This window comes from Pseudomonas syringae, assembly GCF_001698815.1.
GTDB classification, from domain to species: Bacteria; Pseudomonadota; Gammaproteobacteria; order Pseudomonadales; family Pseudomonadaceae; genus Aquipseudomonas; species Aquipseudomonas syringae_A.
The window spans coordinates 85,484-101,082 of the sequence record NZ_LGSI01000016.1 but is presented as its reverse complement, the minus strand read 5'-3'; the positions used below and the strand labels follow the sequence as shown (position 1 = coordinate 101,082).

At 60.9% G+C, this 15,599-nt stretch carries 17 protein-coding genes; 13 read left to right on the top strand and 4 right to left on the bottom strand.

The window, feature by feature from the left end; translation table 11 throughout:
- The first annotated feature begins 20 nt into the window (after window positions 1-20).
- From cobO to AFK24_RS04215, 12 genes are all read left to right on the top strand, one after another.
- Window positions 21-632, top strand: a complete 612-nt coding sequence (gene cobO, locus AFK24_RS04270; protein WP_065832054.1) for a cob(I)yrinic acid a,c-diamide adenosyltransferase — start codon at window positions 21-23, stop codon at window positions 630-632.
- A complete protein-coding gene (locus tag AFK24_RS04265) occupies window positions 629-1,924 on the top strand; it encodes a cobyrinate a,c-diamide synthase (RefSeq protein ID WP_065832053.1) in 1,296 nt (431 codons plus the stop codon). The genes cobO and AFK24_RS04265 overlap by 4 nt, the downstream gene beginning before the upstream one ends.
- On the top strand, window positions 1,921-2,571 hold the full coding sequence (gene bluB, locus AFK24_RS04260) for a 5,6-dimethylbenzimidazole synthase (protein WP_065832052.1): 651 nt from the start codon (window positions 1,921-1,923) through the stop codon (window positions 2,569-2,571). The genes AFK24_RS04265 and bluB overlap by 4 nt, the downstream gene beginning before the upstream one ends.
- The gene (gene cbiB / locus AFK24_RS04255) at window positions 2,568-3,476 is read left to right on the top strand and encodes an adenosylcobinamide-phosphate synthase CbiB (protein WP_020289138.1); all 909 of its coding nucleotides are present in this window, start codon (window positions 2,568-2,570) and stop codon (window positions 3,474-3,476) included. The genes bluB and cbiB overlap by 4 nt, the downstream gene beginning before the upstream one ends.
- Window positions 3,469-4,473, top strand: coding sequence for a threonine-phosphate decarboxylase CobD (gene cobD, locus AFK24_RS04250; protein WP_065832051.1), 1,005 nt, complete (start codon window positions 3,469-3,471; stop codon window positions 4,471-4,473). Before cbiB ends, cobD begins: the two co-directional genes overlap by 8 nt.
- Entirely contained in the window at window positions 4,470-5,930 is a 1,461-nt protein-coding gene (locus tag AFK24_RS04245; RefSeq protein ID WP_065832050.1) for a cobyric acid synthase, read from the top strand. Before cobD ends, AFK24_RS04245 begins: the two co-directional genes overlap by 4 nt.
- A 177-nt stretch (window positions 5,931-6,107) precedes the next feature.
- A complete protein-coding gene (gene cobU, locus AFK24_RS04240; protein ID WP_065832049.1) occupies window positions 6,108-6,629 on the top strand; it encodes a bifunctional adenosylcobinamide kinase/adenosylcobinamide-phosphate guanylyltransferase in 522 nt (173 codons plus the stop codon).
- Complete coding sequence (gene cobT / locus AFK24_RS04235; protein WP_065832048.1) at window positions 6,626-7,678, top strand: nicotinate-nucleotide--dimethylbenzimidazole phosphoribosyltransferase; 1,053 nt, start codon at window positions 6,626-6,628, stop codon at window positions 7,676-7,678. Before cobU ends, cobT begins: the two co-directional genes overlap by 4 nt.
- A complete protein-coding gene (gene cobC, locus AFK24_RS04230) occupies window positions 7,675-8,247 on the top strand; it encodes an alpha-ribazole phosphatase family protein (RefSeq protein ID WP_065832047.1) in 573 nt (190 codons plus the stop codon). Before cobT ends, cobC begins: the two co-directional genes overlap by 4 nt.
- Before the next feature lies 1 nt (window position 8,248).
- Entirely contained in the window at window positions 8,249-8,974 is a 726-nt protein-coding gene (locus AFK24_RS04225) for an adenosylcobinamide-GDP ribazoletransferase (protein WP_065832046.1), read from the top strand.
- A 141-nt stretch (window positions 8,975-9,115) separates the two neighbouring features.
- Window positions 9,116-10,324 carry an MFS transporter gene (locus AFK24_RS04220; RefSeq protein WP_065832045.1) on the top strand — a complete coding sequence of 403 codons (1,209 nt, stop codon included), beginning with the start codon at window positions 9,116-9,118 and terminating at the stop codon, window positions 10,322-10,324.
- Between the two features lie 238 nt (window positions 10,325-10,562).
- Window positions 10,563-11,114 carry a glutathione peroxidase gene (locus tag AFK24_RS04215; RefSeq protein WP_065832044.1) on the top strand — a complete coding sequence of 184 codons (552 nt, stop codon included), beginning with the start codon at window positions 10,563-10,565 and terminating at the stop codon, window positions 11,112-11,114.
- 88 nt (window positions 11,115-11,202) lie between these two features.
- Here the strand turns inward: AFK24_RS04215 and AFK24_RS04210 are convergent, their stop codons facing one another.
- From AFK24_RS04210 to AFK24_RS04195, 4 genes are all read right to left on the bottom strand, one after another.
- Window positions 11,203-12,477, bottom strand: a complete 1,275-nt coding sequence (locus tag AFK24_RS04210) for an OmpP1/FadL family transporter (protein ID WP_065832043.1) — start codon at window positions 12,475-12,477, stop codon at window positions 11,203-11,205.
- 150 nt (window positions 12,478-12,627) lie between these two features.
- Window positions 12,628-13,107, bottom strand: coding sequence for a hypothetical protein (locus tag AFK24_RS04205; protein ID WP_044901118.1), 480 nt, complete (start codon window positions 13,105-13,107; stop codon window positions 12,628-12,630).
- A 294-nt stretch (window positions 13,108-13,401) separates the two neighbouring features.
- Window positions 13,402-13,626 (bottom strand): hypothetical protein, encoded by a 225-nt coding sequence (locus tag AFK24_RS04200; protein WP_020289155.1) that lies wholly within the window; start codon window positions 13,624-13,626, stop codon window positions 13,402-13,404.
- Window positions 13,627-14,110: 484 nt separating this feature from the next.
- On the bottom strand, window positions 14,111-14,419 hold the full coding sequence (locus AFK24_RS04195) for a hypothetical protein (protein ID WP_065832042.1): 309 nt from the start codon (window positions 14,417-14,419) through the stop codon (window positions 14,111-14,113).
- A 530-nt stretch (window positions 14,420-14,949) separates the two neighbouring features.
- On the opposite strand from AFK24_RS04195, the gene AFK24_RS04190 reads away from it, so the two are divergent.
- Window positions 14,950-15,372 carry a tetratricopeptide repeat protein gene (locus tag AFK24_RS04190; protein WP_065832041.1) on the top strand — a complete coding sequence of 141 codons (423 nt, stop codon included), beginning with the start codon at window positions 14,950-14,952 and terminating at the stop codon, window positions 15,370-15,372.
- Window positions 15,373-15,599: the final 227 nt, after the last annotated feature.

Below are 15,599 nucleotides of genomic sequence, written 5' to 3'. Positions count from 1 at the left end.
CCCTCAAGCGGAGAGCTGAGATGAACGAATCCCCCGAACGCAACGCACGCCATCTGGCGCGCATGCTGCGCAAAAAACTCGTGATGGACGAGCGCATCGCCAGCGCACCCAATGAATGCGGGCTGTTGCTGGTCCTGACCGGTAACGGCAAAGGCAAAAGCAGTTCTGCATTCGGCATGTTGGCCCGGGCGATGGGTCACGGCATGCAGTGCGGCGTCGTGCAGTTCATCAAGGGCAGCAACAGTACGGGCGAAGAGTTCTTTTTCCGACGCTTCCCCGAGCAGGTTCGCTATCACGTGATGGGCGAGGGCTATACCTGGGAAACCCAGGATCGCCAGCGCGACATCGCCGCCGCCGAAGCCGCGTGGGAAGTTTCCCTGGAAATGCTCCGTGATCCGGCCATCGGCATGGTGATCCTCGACGAACTGAATATCGCCCTCAAGCACGGTTATCTGGACATCGAGCGGGTGCTCGGCGACCTGCAAGCCCGCCCGCCGATGCAGCACGTGATTGTCACTGGCCGTGGTGCGAAACCGGAAATGATCGACATGGCCGATACAGTGTCGGAAATCACCGTGGTCAAACATGCCTTCCAGGCCGGTATCCGCGCGCAAAAAGGCATCGAGTTGTGAGTGAACCGCGTCATTGTCCGGCGGTTCTGATCGCCGCACCGGCCTCCGGCCAGGGTAAAACCACCGTCACCGCCGCGCTGGCCCGCTTGCATCGCAATCAGGGCCGCAAGGTTCGCGTGTTCAAGTGCGGCCCGGACTTTCTCGACCCGATGATTCTTGAGCGCGCCAGCGGTGCGCCGGTGTATCAGCTCGATTTATGGATGGTCGGTGCCGATGAAAGCCGCCGCCTGTTGTGGCAGGCGGCGGGTGAGGCCGATCTGATCCTGATTGAAGGCGTGATGGGCCTGTTCGACGGCACACCTTCCAGCGCCGATCTGGCGCGTTATTTCGGCGTGCCGGTGCTGGGCGTCATCGACGGCACGGCCATGGCCCAGACCTTCGGCGCGCTGGCGCTGGGCTTGGCGCGTTATCAGCCGGACCTGCCGTTCGCAGGCGTATTGGCCAACCGGGTCGGCACCGTGCGTCACGCGCAATTACTGGAAGGCAGCCTCACCGAAGGCCTGCGTTGGTACGGCGCGTTGTCCCGGGAAACCGGTATCGAACTGCCGAGTCGGCATTTGGGACTGGTGCAGGCCAGCGAGCTCAATGATCTTGATGTGCGTCTGGATGCCGCCGCCGCAGCGCTGGCCAGCACCTGCGAAGTCGAACTGCCACCGGCGGTGACCTTCGCCGCGCCGGACCTGGTTCCGGCCGAACCTTTGTTGGAAGGCGTAACCATTGCCGTCGCCCACGACGAAGCTTTTGCGTTCACTTACGGCGCGAGCCTCGATCTGCTGCGCGCCATGGGGGCCGAGCTGGTGTTCTTCTCGCCGATCCGCGATTCGGTGCTGCCGCCTGCCGACAGCCTGTATTTGCCCGGTGGTTACCCGGAACTGCACCACCTGGCCTTGAGCCAAAACACATCAATGCTCAACGCGATTCGCCAGCATCATCAGGCGGGCAGACCCCTGCTGGCCGAGTGTGGCGGCATGTTGTATCTGCTCGACGCCTTGACCGATGTCGACGGCCAGCGTGCCGAGCTGGTGGGCTTGCTCGCCGGTGAAGCGGTCATGCAAAAGCGCCTGGCGGCCTTGGCACTGCAAACGGTCGCGTTGCCGGAAGGCGAACTGCGCGGCCACACCTATCACCACTCGCTGACCAGCACCCAATTGCAGCCCATCGCCCGTGGCATCAGCCCCAACGGCGGGCGCGGCGCGGAGGCGGTCTATCGCGAAGGGCGCATGACTGCGTCCTACGTGCACTTCTATTTCCCTTCCAATCCTCAAGCGGTTGCGGCGCTTTTCAAACCATGAATGACCAAGCGTTCAGCGCCGATGAGCGGGCGGCGGTGTATCGAGCCATTGCCGAGCGCCGGGATATGCGCCACTTCAGCGGCGGCACGGTCGCGCCGGAGTTACTCGCGCGGCTGCTCGGCGCGGCGCATCAGGCGCCCAGCGTCGGTTTGATGCAACCGTGGCGTTTTATTCGCATCACCGACCGGACCTTGCGTTCGCAGATCAAGGTGCAGGTCGAGCAGGAACGGATGCGCACCGCCGAAGCGATGGGCGAGCGCGCCGACGATTTCATGAAGCTCAAGGTCGAGGGCATCGACGATTGCGCGGAAGTGCTGGTCGCAGCACTGATGGATGATCGTGAGAAACACATCTTTGGCCGCCGCACGTTGCCGGAAATGGACCTGGCTTCATTGTCCTGCGCGATTCAGAACCTGTGGCTGGCGGCGCGAGCCGAAGGGCTCGGCATGGGCTGGGTGTCGTTGTTCGAACCCCAGGCGCTGGCCGATCTGTTGAACATGCCGGCCGGTGCCAAACCGCTGGCGGTGCTGTGCCTGGGGCCGGTCAGCGAATTTTACCCGACACCCATGCTGGTCATGGAAGGCTGGACGCAAGAACGTCCGCTCGACGAAATGCTCTACGAGAATCAATGGGGAGTCAGTCAATGAGTGTGGCGCTGTTGAGCGTCGCCGGTGTGGCGCTGGATGCGTTGCTGGGCGAGCCGAAGCGGTCGCATCCGCTGGTGGCCTTTGGGCGGTTTGCCGATCGTATCGAGCGGCGCTTCAACTCTGGCGGACGCGGTTGGCGCAGCCACGGCGTCACGGCATGGTTTCTCGCCGTGGTGCCGTTGACGTTGCTGGCCACGCTGTTGAGCTGGTTGCCTTATATCGGCTGGCTGGTGGAAATCCTCGCGCTGTATTGCGCGCTCGGCCTGCGCAGCCTTGGCGAGCACGTCGAGCCGGTGGCCCAGGCGTTGCGCGCCGACGATCTGGACGAAGCGCGGCGGCGGGTCGGCTATCTGGTCAGCCGCCAGACTTCGGAACTGGATGCGACTGAAGTGGCCCGTGCGGCCACCGAATCCGTGCTGGAAAACGGCAGCGACGCCGTGTTTGCCGCGCTGTTCTGGTTTGCCGTCGCCGGTGCACCGGGCGTCGTGTTGTATCGATTGAGCAATACCCTGGATGCCATGTGGGGCTATCGCAACGAGCGCTTCGAGCGTTTCGGTTGGGCTGCAGCCAAAATCGATGATTTGCTTAACTACATTCCTGCGCGTCTGGTCGCTTTGACCTACGCGCTATTGGGCAAGACCCGACTCGCGTTGCGCTGCTGGCGAACCCAGGGTCCGACCTGGGACAGCCCTAACGCTGGCCCGGTGATGGCGGCTGGCGCGGGTGCGCTGGGTGTCGAGCTCGGCGGTGCGGCGATTTATCACGGCGAACTTCATCAACGTCCGCAGTTGGGCGAAGGCGTACCCGCCGACGCGCAATCTATCGACCGGGGCTGGCAACTGGTGCAGCGCGGCGTCTGGCTTTGGTTGCTGATTTTGTGTGTGGGAGCTGAATTCTATGCTTGAACACGGTGGGCGACTGCGTGTTGCTGCACGCGATTACGGCATTGCCGAAAGTGAGTGGCTGGATCTTTCCACGGGCATTGCGCCCTGGGCCTGGCCGATTGCGCCGATTGCCCCGCAAGCCTGGGCGCGGCTGCCGGAAACCGACGATGGCCTGGAACAAGCTGCCTGCGCTTATTACGGCGCTCCCCAAGTGTTGCCGGTGCCGGGCTCCCAGGCGGCGATTCAAGCCCTGCCGCGCTTGCGTGGCGCCGGTAAGGTCGGCGTGTTGTCGCCTTGTTATGCCGAGCATGCCCAGGCCTGGCGCAGCGCCGGATTTCTGGTCCGGGAAGTGCTGGAGCACGAAGTCGATTACTTTCTCGACAGCCTCATCGTGCTGGTGGTGGTCAATCCCAACAATCCCACCGGGCTGAACCTGTCGCCCGAGCAACTGCTCAAGTGGCATGCACGGCTGGCGGAGCGGGGCGGCTGGCTGGTGGTGGACGAAGCCTTCATGGACAACACGCCGGGGCTGAGCCTGGCGGCCGAGACATGGCGCGCCGGGCTGATCGTTCTGCGCTCGTTCGGCAAGTTTTTCGGTCTGGCCGGGGCGCGGTTGGGTTTTGTGCTGGCTGAACCGCATCTGCTCAAATTACTGGCCAGGGATATCGGACCCTGGGCAGTCAGCGGCCCGACCCGGGAACTCGGTGCGGCTTGCCTGAGAGATACCGAAGGCCATCACCAGCAACGCCAGCGCACCGATCAGGCCAGTCAGCGTCTGGTGCAATTGCTGACGCGGCACGACCTGGCGCCACACGGCGGCTGCGCGCTGTTTCAATGGCTGGTCACGCCCCGTGCGTCAGCGTTGTATGAGTTCTGCGCCCGGCGCGGCATCCTGCTGCGCCTGTTTCTCGATGACGGCCCGCACCACAGCAGCCTGCGCTTCGGCCTGCCCAGCGATGAAGCGGATTGGCAACGCCTCGATAGCGCCCTTGGCGAATTCAATCAGGAAAATTCATGACCACCTTGATGGTGCAAGGCACCACGTCGGATGCCGGCAAAAGCACACTGGTAACGGCCTTGTGCCGCTGGCTGACACGTCAGGGCGTCAGCGTCGTGCCGTTCAAGCCGCAGAACATGGCGCTCAACAGCGCAGTCACCGCAGACGGCGGCGAGATCGGCCGCGCCCAGGCGGTGCAGGCCCAGGCGTGCGGCCTGCAACCGCACACCGACATGAATCCGGTGCTGCTCAAGCCCAACAGCGACACCGGCGCGCAAGTGATTATTCATGGTCGCGCCGTCACCACCATGAACGCGGTGGCCTATCACGGCTACAAAGAAATCGCGATGCGGGCGGTGCTGGAGTCCCATCAACGGCTGGGCGAGCAGTATCCGGTAATCGTCGTCGAGGGCGCCGGTTCGCCTGCCGAGATCAATCTGCGCGCGAACGATATCGCCAACATGGGTTTCGCCGAGGCGGTGGATTGCCCGGTGCTGCTGATCGCCGATATCAATCGCGGCGGGGTGTTCGCGCATCTGGTCGGCACCCTTGAATTGTTGTCGCCCAGTGAACAGGCGCGGGTCAAAGGCTTCATCATCAATCGCTTTCGCGGTGATATCGCCTTACTGCAACCGGGGCTGGACTGGCTCGAAGCGCGCACCGGCAAACCGGTGGTTGGCGTATTGCCGTATGTCATGGACCTGCATCTGGAGGCTGAAGACGGCCTCGATCAGCGCCAGACCGACAAGGTTGAGCAGGTGCTGAACGTGGTCGTGCCGATCCTGCCGCGCATTAGCAATCACACCGATTTCGACCCGCTGCGCCTGCACCCGCAAGTCAATTTGCAATTCGTCGGCCCCGGTCAGGCCATTCCACCAGCCGATTTGATCATCCTGCCCGGCTCGAAAAGCGTGCGCAGCGACCTGACCTATCTGCGCGCCAATGGCTGGGACAGCGCCATTGCCCGTCATTTGCGCTACGGCGGCAAGTTGCTGGGCATTTGCGGCGGTTTGCAGATGCTCGGCGAGCACCTGCACGACCCGCTGGGGCTGGAAGGTGAGGCGGGTTCAAGTCCCGGCTTGGGCTTGCTGGCTATGAGCACTGTGCTTGAGGAAGAGAAACAGCTGCGCAATGTGCGTGGCCGATTGCTGCTGGAAGGTGTCGAGGTCAGCGGCTACGAAATTCATGCGGGTGTGACCACCGGGGCGGCGCTGGAAAATCCGGCGGTGCAGCTGGATGACAATCGTTGCGACGGGGCGCAAAGCGCTGACGGGCAAATCCTCGGTACTTACCTGCACGGCCTGTTCGAAACGCCTGAGGCGTGCAGCGCGCTGTTGCGTTGGGCGGGACTGGAAAACGTGCAGCAAGTGGATTATCACGCCCTGCGCGAGCGGGACATCGAGCGGCTGGCGGATCTGGTCGAAGAGCATCTGGACGGCGCGCTGTTGCGCGAGTTATGTGGTTTGGGATGTACCTGACATTGCGGGTGGTGCAGGAAATCCACGGCTCGTGGGAGCGAGCTTGCTCGCGAAGGCGCTGTTTCAGGCTCCGCGAAGGTATCGGATGGGCTGGCCCTTTCGCGAGCAAGCTCGCTCCCACAGGGCATATCGCGCCAGACAAGTAGTTCCGAGTTTTCTAAGAAGAGGCGCACACAGATGCTGCAACTGATCCTCGGCGGGGCGCGTTCCGGCAAGAGTCGTCTGGCGGAAAAACTGGCCAGCGAGTCGCGGCTGAACGTCATTTATATCGCCACCAGCCAACCGGTGGACGCCGAGTTGAACCAGCGTGTTGCGTTGCATCGCCAGCGCCGTCCGGACCACTGGGGGCTGATCGAAGAACCGCTCGAGCTGAGCCGGGTGCTGCGGGAAAACGCTGCGCCGGATCGTTGCCTGCTGGTGGATTGCCTGACGTTGTGGCTGACCAATTTATTACTGCTGGAAAACCCCGAGCGCCTGACGCTGGAGCGCGAGGCGCTGCTCGATTGCCTGGCGCTGCTGCCGGGTGAAATCATTTTTGTCAGCAATGAAACCGGGCTGGGCGTTGTGCCCCTCGGTGAGTTGACCCGCCGTTATGTCGACGAAGCCGGCCTGTTGCATCAAGCCCTGGCCGAACGTTGCCAGCGCGTGGTGTTGACCGTTGCCGGCTTGCCACTGACGTTGAAAGGATCCGCATTATGAATAATTCCTGGTGGCTCAAGCCCGCGCAGGCCAGCAACGTAGCAACACGTGAAGAAGCCTTGGCGCGACAGCAGCAATTGACCAAACCCACCGGTTCCCTCGGCCAGCTTGAGCGCGTTGCTGTGCAGCTCGCCGGTTTGCAGGGACGCGTCAAACCCAGGGCCGACGTGCTGTGGATCGCGATTTTCGCCGGAGATCACGGCGTGGTGGCCGAAGGTGTTTCGGCTTATCCCCAGGAAGTGACCGGGCAGATGCTGCACAACTTCGTCACCGGCGGCGCGGCAATTAGCGTGCTGGCGCAGCAACTGGCTGCGCAACTGGATGTGGTGGATCTGGGTACCGTCGCACCGCTGGATTTGCCGGGCGTGCGCCATTTGCGGATTGGTGCGGGCACGGCCAACTTTGCCAAAGGCCCGGCGATGACTCAGGAACAGGGTTTGCTGGCCCTGCAAGCCGGACGCGACAGCGTGTTGCGCGCCAAGGCGGTGGGTAGCGAGCTGTTTGTCGGTGGCGAAATGGGCATCGGCAACACCGCTTCGGCCAGTGCCGTGGCCTGCTCGTTGCTGGAATGCGCGGCGCAGCTGTTGGTCGGTCCCGGTACTGGCTTGAATGCAGCGGGCATCGCGCGTAAAACCCAGGTGATTGAGGCCGCGCTGGTGCTGCATGCCGAGCATGCCGGCGATCCTCTGCAAAGCCTGTTCAGCCTGGGCGGTTTTGAAATTGCGGCGCTGGTCGGCGCGTATCTGGCCTGCGCTCAGGAAGGCATTGCGGTGCTGGTCGATGGCTTTATCTGTAGCGTCGCCGCGTTGGTGGCGGTGCGCTTGAACCCATCGTGCCGCGAATGGCTGCTGTTCGGCCACCGTGGTGCGGAGCCGGGGCATCGTCATTTGCTGGAAACCCTGCAAGCCGAACCGCTGCTGGATCTGGGCCTGCGCCTGGGCGAAGGCAGCGGCGCGGCGCTGGCGGTGCCGCTGGTGCGTTTGGCGTGTCAGCTGCATAGCGGCATGGCGACCTTCGCCGAAGCCGCCGTCGCAGACCGTCCGGCATGACCTTGCACCTGGACCTGCTGCGCCATGGCGAAACCGAACTTGGCGGCGGCATGCGCGGCAGCCTTGATGATGCCCTGACCGATATCGGCTGGGCGCAGATGCGCGCGGCGGTGGTCGAAGGCGGTCCGTGGGATCGTATCGTCAGCTCGCCGTTGCAACGCTGCGCGCGTTTTGCCGAAGAACTGGCTGAACGACTGACGTTGCCGTTGAGCCTCGAATCCGCGTTGCAGGAATTGCACTTCGGCGACTGGGAAGGCCACAGCGCCGCACAGCTCATGGAAACCGACGCCGAAGGGTTGGGACTGTTCTGGGCTGATCCCTACAGTTTCACACCGCCCAATGGCGAGCCGGTGCTTGAGTTCTCGACGCGGGTTCTGGCCGCTGTGCAGGGCCTGCAGCAGGCTTATGCCGGCGAACGGGTGTTGCTGATCAGCCACGGCGGCGTCATGCGTTTGCTACTCGCTCAGGCTCGGGGTTTGCCTCGCGAACAGTTGCTGCAAGTCCAGGTCGGGCACGGTGCGCTGCTGGCGATCACAGTCGCGGCGGGCGGTTTGCTCACGGAGGTTTGAGATGTTGCCGTTCTGGATAGCCCTGCAATTTCTCAGCAGCCTGCCGATTCGTCTGCCCGGCATGCCGCAGCCACAGGAGTTGGGCCGGTCGTTGCTGTTCTATCCTCTGGTCGGCGTGCTGTTCGGCGTGCTGTTGCTGGCGTTGAATGCACTGCTCGACGGCGCGCCGCTGATGCTTCACGCGGCGTTGCTGCTGACCGCCTGGGTGTTGCTCAGTGGCGGCCTGCATCTGGACGGCCTGGCCGACAGCGCCGACGCCTGGCTTGGCGGTTTCGGCGACCGCGAGCGCACGCTGACCATCATGAAAGACCCGCGCAGCGGACCGATTGCGGTGGTGACGCTGGTGCTGGTGCTGCTGCTCAAGTTCAGCGCGCTAATGGCGTTGATCGAAAATCATCATCCACTGGGCTTGCTGCTTGCGCCGTTGATTGGCCGCGCGGCAATGCTGGGCTTGTTCCTCGGCACGCCTTATGTGCGTGCTGGTGGTCTGGGCCAGGCCTTGGCGGACCACTTGCCGCGCAAAGCCGGTCAGCAGGTCTTGCTGGTCAGCGCTTTGGTGTGCGTGCTGATCGCGGGAGTCTCCGGCGTGCTGGTGCTGTTGGTAGCAGCGGTCGGCTTCTTCTGGCTGCGGCATTTGATGCTTCGCCGACTTGGCGGCACCACCGGCGACACTGCGGGTGCGATGCTGGAGTTGCTGGAAGTGGCGGTATTGGTGGCGATTTTATAAACCCGTGGGAGCCGAGCTTGCTCGCGAAGAACGATGACGCGGTGGATCGGGCCGGCAACATTGACACCATCATCTCTTGCACACATCCTGTTACGGGTATGTCCGCGTACCCCATTTAACGGCCCTGCCTGGAGAATAACAATGACATCGGTTTGGCGTACCAGTGGCTGGATCCTGTTGGGCAGCGCGCTGATTCTCGCGCTGTCGTTGGGTACGCGACACGGCTTCGGCCTGTTTCTGGCACCGATGAGTGCCGACTTTGGCTGGGGTCGTGAAGTATTCGCTTTCGCCATTGCCTTTCAAAACCTGATGTGGGGCCTGGCGCAGCCGTTTGCGGGCGCATTGGCTGACCGTTTTGGCGCCGCCAAAGTGGTGTTTATCGGTGGGATTCTCTATTCGATTGGCTTGCTGACCATGAGCATGGCCGACTCGCCGCTGAGCCTGTCCTTGAGCGCGGGCCTGCTGATTGGCATCGGTCTTTCGGGCACTTCGTTTTCGGTGATTCTCGGTGTGGTCGGGCGTGCGTTGCCTGCGGAAAAACGCAGTATGGGCATGGGGATCGCCAGTGCCGCCGGGTCGTTCGGTCAGTTCGCCATGTTGCCGGGCACGCTGGGATTGATCAGCTGGCTGGGCTGGTCCAGTGCCTTGCTGGTATTGGGCGTGTTGGTCGCTTTGATCCTGCCCCTGGTAATGATGCTCAAGGACGTTCCTACCGCCTTGGTCGGTGGCGAGCAGACCCTGCGCGAGGCGCTGCATGAAGCCTGTTCGCATTCCGGCTTCTGGCTGCTGGCCCTGGGCTTCTTCGTTTGTGGCTTTCAGGTGGTGTTCATCGGCGTGCATCTGCCAGCCTATCTGGTGGATCAGCATTTGCCGGCCAGGGTCGGCACCACGGTGCTGGCGCTGATCGGCCTGTTCAATATCTTCGGTACCTATACGGCGGGCTGGCTGGGCGGGCGGATGTCCAAGCCGCGCCTGTTGACCAGTTTGTATTTGCTGCGGGCGGTGGTGATTGCACTGTTCCTGTGGGTGCCGTTGAGCGAGACCACGGCGTATCTGTTCGGTGTGGCGATGGGCTTGTTGTGGCTGTCGACGGTGCCGCTGACCAATGGCACGGTCGCCACGCTGTTTGGCGTGCGCAACCTGTCGATGCTCGGTGGCATTGTGTTCCTGTTCCATCAGTTGGGCGCTTTTCTCGGCGGTTGGCTGGGTGGCGTGGTGTATGACCGGACCGGAAATTACGACTTGATCTGGCAAGTGTCGATCCTGCTCAGCCTGCTGGCGGCCGCGCTGAATTGGCCGGTTTGCGAGCGTCCCGTGGCGCGGTTGCAAATGCAGGGGAGCGCGGTGTGAACAGATTCTGGACCTGGGGCGTCGGCTTTGGCATTGCGCTGTTGCTGACGCTGGTCTGGTGGGCGTGGCAAGGCGTCGGCCTGGCTGCGTTGCAGTTGGGTATGGGTGCTTGCTGAGCCGAGCTGTGAAAGGGGATCTGCCCGGCCGACGCTATCCGTTCGACTAGGCATTTGTTGCAACGACGGGTAGCGTGTCCACAGACAATAACTATCGCGCCGTTCGTGCGCTCAGGTGCCGTATGACCATTCGCTGGCTTTCTCTTCCGTTTCTGATGTTGGCCATGGCCGGCCCGGCTCTGGCTGCCGAATGCCCATCTTTGTTGCAGGGCGAGCTACCTAAACTGCGCGCCAAGGAAAATATCGACCTATGCCAGCGCTTCGCCGGCAAGCCGATGCTGGTGGTCAATACCGCCAGTTTCTGTGGCTTCGCGCCGCAGTTCAAAAGCCTGGAGGCACTGAATCAGCGCTTCAAGGGGCAAGGGCTGGAAGTGGTCGGTGTACCGTCCAACGACTTCAAGCAGGAGTCCAGGGATGGGGAAGAGACGGCCAAGGTCTGCTACGTGAACTACGGCGTGACCTTCACCATGACTGAGCCGCAGATTGTCAAAGGTCCGGAGGCGACGCACCTGTTCAAGGTGCTCGCCGAGCAAAGCAGTGCGCCGCGCTGGAACTTCTATAAATATGTCATTGATCGTCAGGGCAAGGTCATCGCCAACTTCTCCAGCCTGACCGCGCCGGATGATCCGGAGCTGATTGCGGCCGTCGAAAAGGCAATTGCCTCCAAGCCTTGATCCGTTTGCCATGCAGCAAAAAGCCCCGCAATTGCGGGGCTTTTTGTGAGCCGGACGGTAGCTTTTTCAGCCTACCGGGTTCGCAGCATCAGAAGCGATAGGTGACCGAAGTACCCAGGCCGTGTGCGCTGTTCTGGAAGTCAGCGCTGTACGCGCCCTTGGTCGAACTGGCATCACGAATCTTGGCTTTGTCTTCGTGCAGATACGAATACGCCACGTCGATGGTCATGTTGTCGGTCGGGCTCCAGCCAGCGCCCAGGCTGAGTACCTTGCGGTCGCCGGTCGGGATGCGTGGCGAACGGTTGGTGTTGTTGGTCGGCGACTGATCCACCGAGAAACCGGTTCGCAAGGTCCACTCTTTGTTGACCTTGTACGAGGCACCGATAGCGTGTGCCCAGGTGTCGTGCCAGTTCTGCTCTTCGGTGATCGTGCCGATGGCGCCAGTCGAACCACCCAGCTGACGTGGAACGCCATCGTTGTTTACGGTGATGTCTTCCAGGCGGCTCCAGCGGGTCCAGGTGCTGCCTGCGTAGACAGTCCAGTTCTCGTCCAGCTGTTGCGTGATCGAGAAGTCGACCGATTCAGGCGTGGTCAGATCCAGCGAAGCGTCGTATTTCTGGCCGCTGAACGGGCCGAAACCGGCGCCCTGGATCTTGGTGTCGCCGTCGAGTTTGAAATCGACCTTGGAGTGATAAGTCAGGCCCAGACGCGTGGTGTCGGTCGCCTGCACCAGGATGCCGACGTTGAAGCCGACCGCGGTGTCGTCGCCTTTGATCTTGACCTTGCCATCGTTGCGACCCGGTGTAGCGGCGGTCAGCGTGGAGGAAGTCAGTTCACCGTCGATGCGGTTGATGGTCGGGCCAAACCCGATGGAAACCTTGTCGTTGAAGGCGTAGCTGACGGTCGGTTGAAAGGTGACAACCTGAACGTGGCTCTTGTCGCCCCAGTAACGGCCCGCGAAGCCGCTTTCATAGTCGGTAACCAGACCGAAAGGAACATAGACACCAACGCCAAATGCCCAGTGATCATCGATAGGTTTTACGTAGTAGCCCATCGGAACGCCGACGACCGGTACCATATCGCCATCGTTACTGCCGCCGAAAGTGCCTTGGCCGTGCTTGATATCGGTCTTGGCGATGATGGCGGCTGCGCCAACACTCACTTGCTCGCTCTTCAGGCGGGACATCCCGGCAGGGTTGCCGAAGACAGTGCTGGCATCATCGGCAGAAGAAGAGCGGCCGGCAAAACCAGTCCCCATCCCGCTGATGCTCTGTTCGTTGATTGCGAAACCGGCAGCGAACAGTTGAGAAGAGACCAGGCTGACTGCGAGGCTAAGTGTGGTCTTGAGCATTACTTTTTTCATTATTAGAACTCCGTGTTGATCACCGCGCGGAAATTACCAACATTTTTAGCAATGCGCTATAGCCTGAATGCCGCGAGTTAGAGCGATTCTTGTAGGACAATCCTCGTAATGTGGTGGGATCTTACGCTAACGTGATTTTCCAGAGGCCGCTCACACGGGATAGGAAAGCGGTGCGACGCAACTTTGCCATGCGCTGATAAAGTCTCTCAAGCGCCCTTGGGGCTCGAAGATTTCTCGCCAGATTCTGGCCATCAACAGCGGGTTTTCATCGCTGGGCAGAAAAACGCCATGGGCTTCGACCATCAACCAGGCGATGGCGGTGGAGTAGCGCAGGTTGACGGTCAGCTCCAAGTGCGGTCCGGTGAGAAACGCATGCTGGCTGGCAAGACCGCGCACCCGGCTGGCCAGTTCAGGATCTAGGGCCAGGTAGTTATCCCAGATCTGTCGGTGGCGCAGTTCAGGGATGCAGTACAGGCCGTGGCCGCGTCGGCTGTCGAGGGCGGCGCCCAGGGCTGACTGGCTGGCGGCAACACCAAGCAGGAAGGATTCGGCGCAAGCGCTATGACGATCGAGATACATCAATGTCGGCCGAATAACGTGTCGAGATAGATCACCGGCTGCAATTCCCATGACACCCTCGGGAGCTAGTGGCCAACGAGCCTGGCGCGTGGCAGCGATGAATCGGATCAGGCTCGCCGGAAGCGGCATCGCCGCTCAAGTTGAAGTGTAGTGTCATCTATTGCGTCTAATATCCTGTTTTTAAATTATTTCCCGTCTAGTACTGCTCTCTATATATCCCTTGGCGATAGGCAGCGTGGATTTTCGACTGACTCAGAAAGCCGAAAAACAGACGAAAAAAAGCCCCGCCTTTCTAGGGGCGGGGCTTTCTTGACCGGTTGAGCGGCGCTCAGTGGTCGGTCTCTATCAGGCAACCAGTGCCTGACGGGTACGCTCGATCACGGCCTGCAGCGGCTCGGCGCTGGAGTATTGATCGGGGTACAGGCGTTCGCTGTGACGAGCGATGCCGTGTTCGTTGACGATGGTGAAGCTGAAGCAGCCTTTGCGAGCAGCCATGATCAGGCAGTTCATTGGTGCGAAAGCGTGAGTAAGGGTGCGGATGGCATCCTGAGTCTGGGTATGAGTAGTCATGGTTATGGTGTTCCTGAACAACACGGAATAAGGCCGTGCAAAAATAAAACGTCCCAGTAAACGCGGGCCAACACCTGTTATTTTCAGGTAGGGCAGGGCGAAGAACCTGACTGGAACAAAGCAGACAGTTGAAGCGCGCTGGATAGTATGGCGCTCGGGCTGACCGGTAGGTACTTAGGAGGGCAGGCAACACAACAAGAGCAAAGGTTCGCCGCTCTGGGTGAAGATCCTGATCAATTGCAGGCTGGTTCTATCAGGCCATGAAACTTTTTACGCTACAGCTCCCGTTCGTGGGTAATCAGCGCGTAGGGTTCATGTCTGGAAACCATCGAGGTGGTCGATCCCTTTTTGGCAACAACACCTTCGAATCGGAAGGATGTTTGTCGGGGGGATTATTCGACCAGAATTGACTTTCAGCTTGGTACTAACGATGGCAATGCTAACTGATCATCGAGCGCGATGGAAGGGGCAGTATCAAATAAAATCACTGCGCACGAAAAACCCCGTCGTAGACCAGCACCATCGTCGCGGCCACCAGCGTGCAGCCCAATAGATACGCGGCAAGCGTGAGACGCCTGGATTGGCGGGTTTCGATGGCGCGCATGATTTCGCCCGCACCATTGATCCGGCCTTCGCTCAATTCGATGCTGATGATCAGCGCCAGCGCGATGGCTGGCAGCAGCACTGCAGCGGCGAACACGGCGTTATCAGGCATGGGCAGCGCCAGAGTAACCGCTACGGCAACGGTGCAGACGAACAAAAACAGGGCAATAAATTTGAAAACTTCACGCACGCAGAGGCGACCGTCGCTGGAAAATGGCCGCGTATATTCTACTGCCGTGACCAGATTGGAAAGTTGAATGCCGGATTTTGCGATACCTGTGCCGTGGTAGCGCCCGATCTGCGCACATACGACTGCCTCGCAGAAGCTGTTCTGCTTGAAATCGTGTGTCGCTCAAGGCGGATTTGCGATGAGGGGAAGCGTGTCTCATAGCGGTTGGAAATGGAGTTGTGCACATTGCGCGACGATGCTGCCACATCACTGTCACAACCGCTCCTAAGAGCTTGATTTACCGTGGTGAATTATTAAGTCAATGAAAAACATCGTTTTTTTTAACTGGTGAAAAAATCGTCAGTTTGAGCGCAGGCCCCATTCTGCCTACGTTTGCGAGAGTTAAAGTACGGTTGTCCACTGAGTTATCCACAGGTTCTGTGGATTGTCCCAAGCGCTTGCTCTATTTCGGGCATCTCTGGTTTCGGGACTTTACCTCAGCGAGAAAAAGTGTAGAGTTGCGCGCCTCCTGATTTGCCCCCGTAGTGTTTATGAAGCTTCGCCCTGATCCGTCCCAAGAGCCTCGACCTGCCTCACACGAACTGCCGCGGTTTTCGTTGCGCGTTGCCTTGTGGCTGTTGGACAGTCCGCGTCTGGGCAGCAGGCCGAGCATCAAGCATTTTGCCGGTCGCCTGCTCAAGCAGCCGGCTCGCCAAGGGGTAGTGGTGGCGCAGAGCCGGTTGGGCAGAATGCTTTGTCACGATTGTGGCAACGCCCGTGATCGGCGCATCGGTCACGAACTGCTGCGTCAGGCCGCTCGGGCTGGCGATTGCAATGCGCAATACGAATACGGCCGCCTGTGTACGCAGGCCCCCATCAGCGAACCTCGCCAGGCCCGGCACTGGCTCGAACTGGCATCGGCCAAGGGTTCACTCGACGCGCAACGACTGCTCGGCCAGCTGAACCGTTACTGAGTCGCAGCATTTGTCATGACAACCGATGTCTGGCGCAAACCGCTGTTCTGCGCATAATGCCGGGAATATGAGTTCGGCATGCTTTTACTGTCAGTGGCTCGAGACAGACACCAGGAGTCTCTATGGCGATGGACTTGACCAGCCTTTTACTGGGGCTTGGTGCAGCGGCGATACCTTTACTGGCCTTGGCCTGGCAGCTCCAGCGCAAACTGGTTCGCCAGCAGGCT

Bases quoted from the DNA above. Each gene is read 5' to 3' on its own strand.
- cobO (WP_065832054.1), top strand. From the start codon at position 21: ATGAACGAATCCCCCGAACGCAACGCACGCCATCTGGCGCGCATGCTG.
- bluB (WP_065832052.1), top strand. From the start codon at position 1,921: ATGAATGACCAAGCGTTCAGCGCCGATGAGCGGGCGGCGGTGTATCGA.
- cbiB (WP_020289138.1), top strand. From the start codon at position 2,568: ATGAGTGTGGCGCTGTTGAGCGTCGCCGGTGTGGCGCTGGATGCGTTG.
- cobD (WP_065832051.1), top strand. From the start codon at position 3,469: ATGCTTGAACACGGTGGGCGACTGCGTGTTGCTGCACGCGATTACGGC.
- AFK24_RS04245 (WP_065832050.1), top strand. From the start codon at position 4,470: ATGACCACCTTGATGGTGCAAGGCACCACGTCGGATGCCGGCAAAAGC.
- cobU (WP_065832049.1), top strand. From the start codon at position 6,108: ATGCTGCAACTGATCCTCGGCGGGGCGCGTTCCGGCAAGAGTCGTCTG.
- cobT (WP_065832048.1), top strand. From the start codon at position 6,626: ATGAATAATTCCTGGTGGCTCAAGCCCGCGCAGGCCAGCAACGTAGCA.
- cobC (WP_065832047.1), top strand. From the start codon at position 7,675: ATGACCTTGCACCTGGACCTGCTGCGCCATGGCGAAACCGAACTTGGC.
- AFK24_RS04225 (WP_065832046.1), top strand. From the start codon at position 8,249: ATGTTGCCGTTCTGGATAGCCCTGCAATTTCTCAGCAGCCTGCCGATT.
- AFK24_RS04220 (WP_065832045.1), top strand. From the start codon at position 9,116: ATGACATCGGTTTGGCGTACCAGTGGCTGGATCCTGTTGGGCAGCGCG.
- AFK24_RS04215 (WP_065832044.1), top strand. From the start codon at position 10,563: ATGACCATTCGCTGGCTTTCTCTTCCGTTTCTGATGTTGGCCATGGCC.
- AFK24_RS04210 (WP_065832043.1), bottom strand. From the start codon at position 12,477: ATGAAAAAAGTAATGCTCAAGACCACACTTAGCCTCGCAGTCAGCCTG.
- AFK24_RS04205 (WP_044901118.1), bottom strand. From the start codon at position 13,107: ATGGGAATTGCAGCCGGTGATCTATCTCGACACGTTATTCGGCCGACA.
- AFK24_RS04200 (WP_020289155.1), bottom strand. From the start codon at position 13,626: ATGACTACTCATACCCAGACTCAGGATGCCATCCGCACCCTTACTCAC.
- AFK24_RS04190 (WP_065832041.1), top strand. From the start codon at position 14,950: ATGAAGCTTCGCCCTGATCCGTCCCAAGAGCCTCGACCTGCCTCACAC.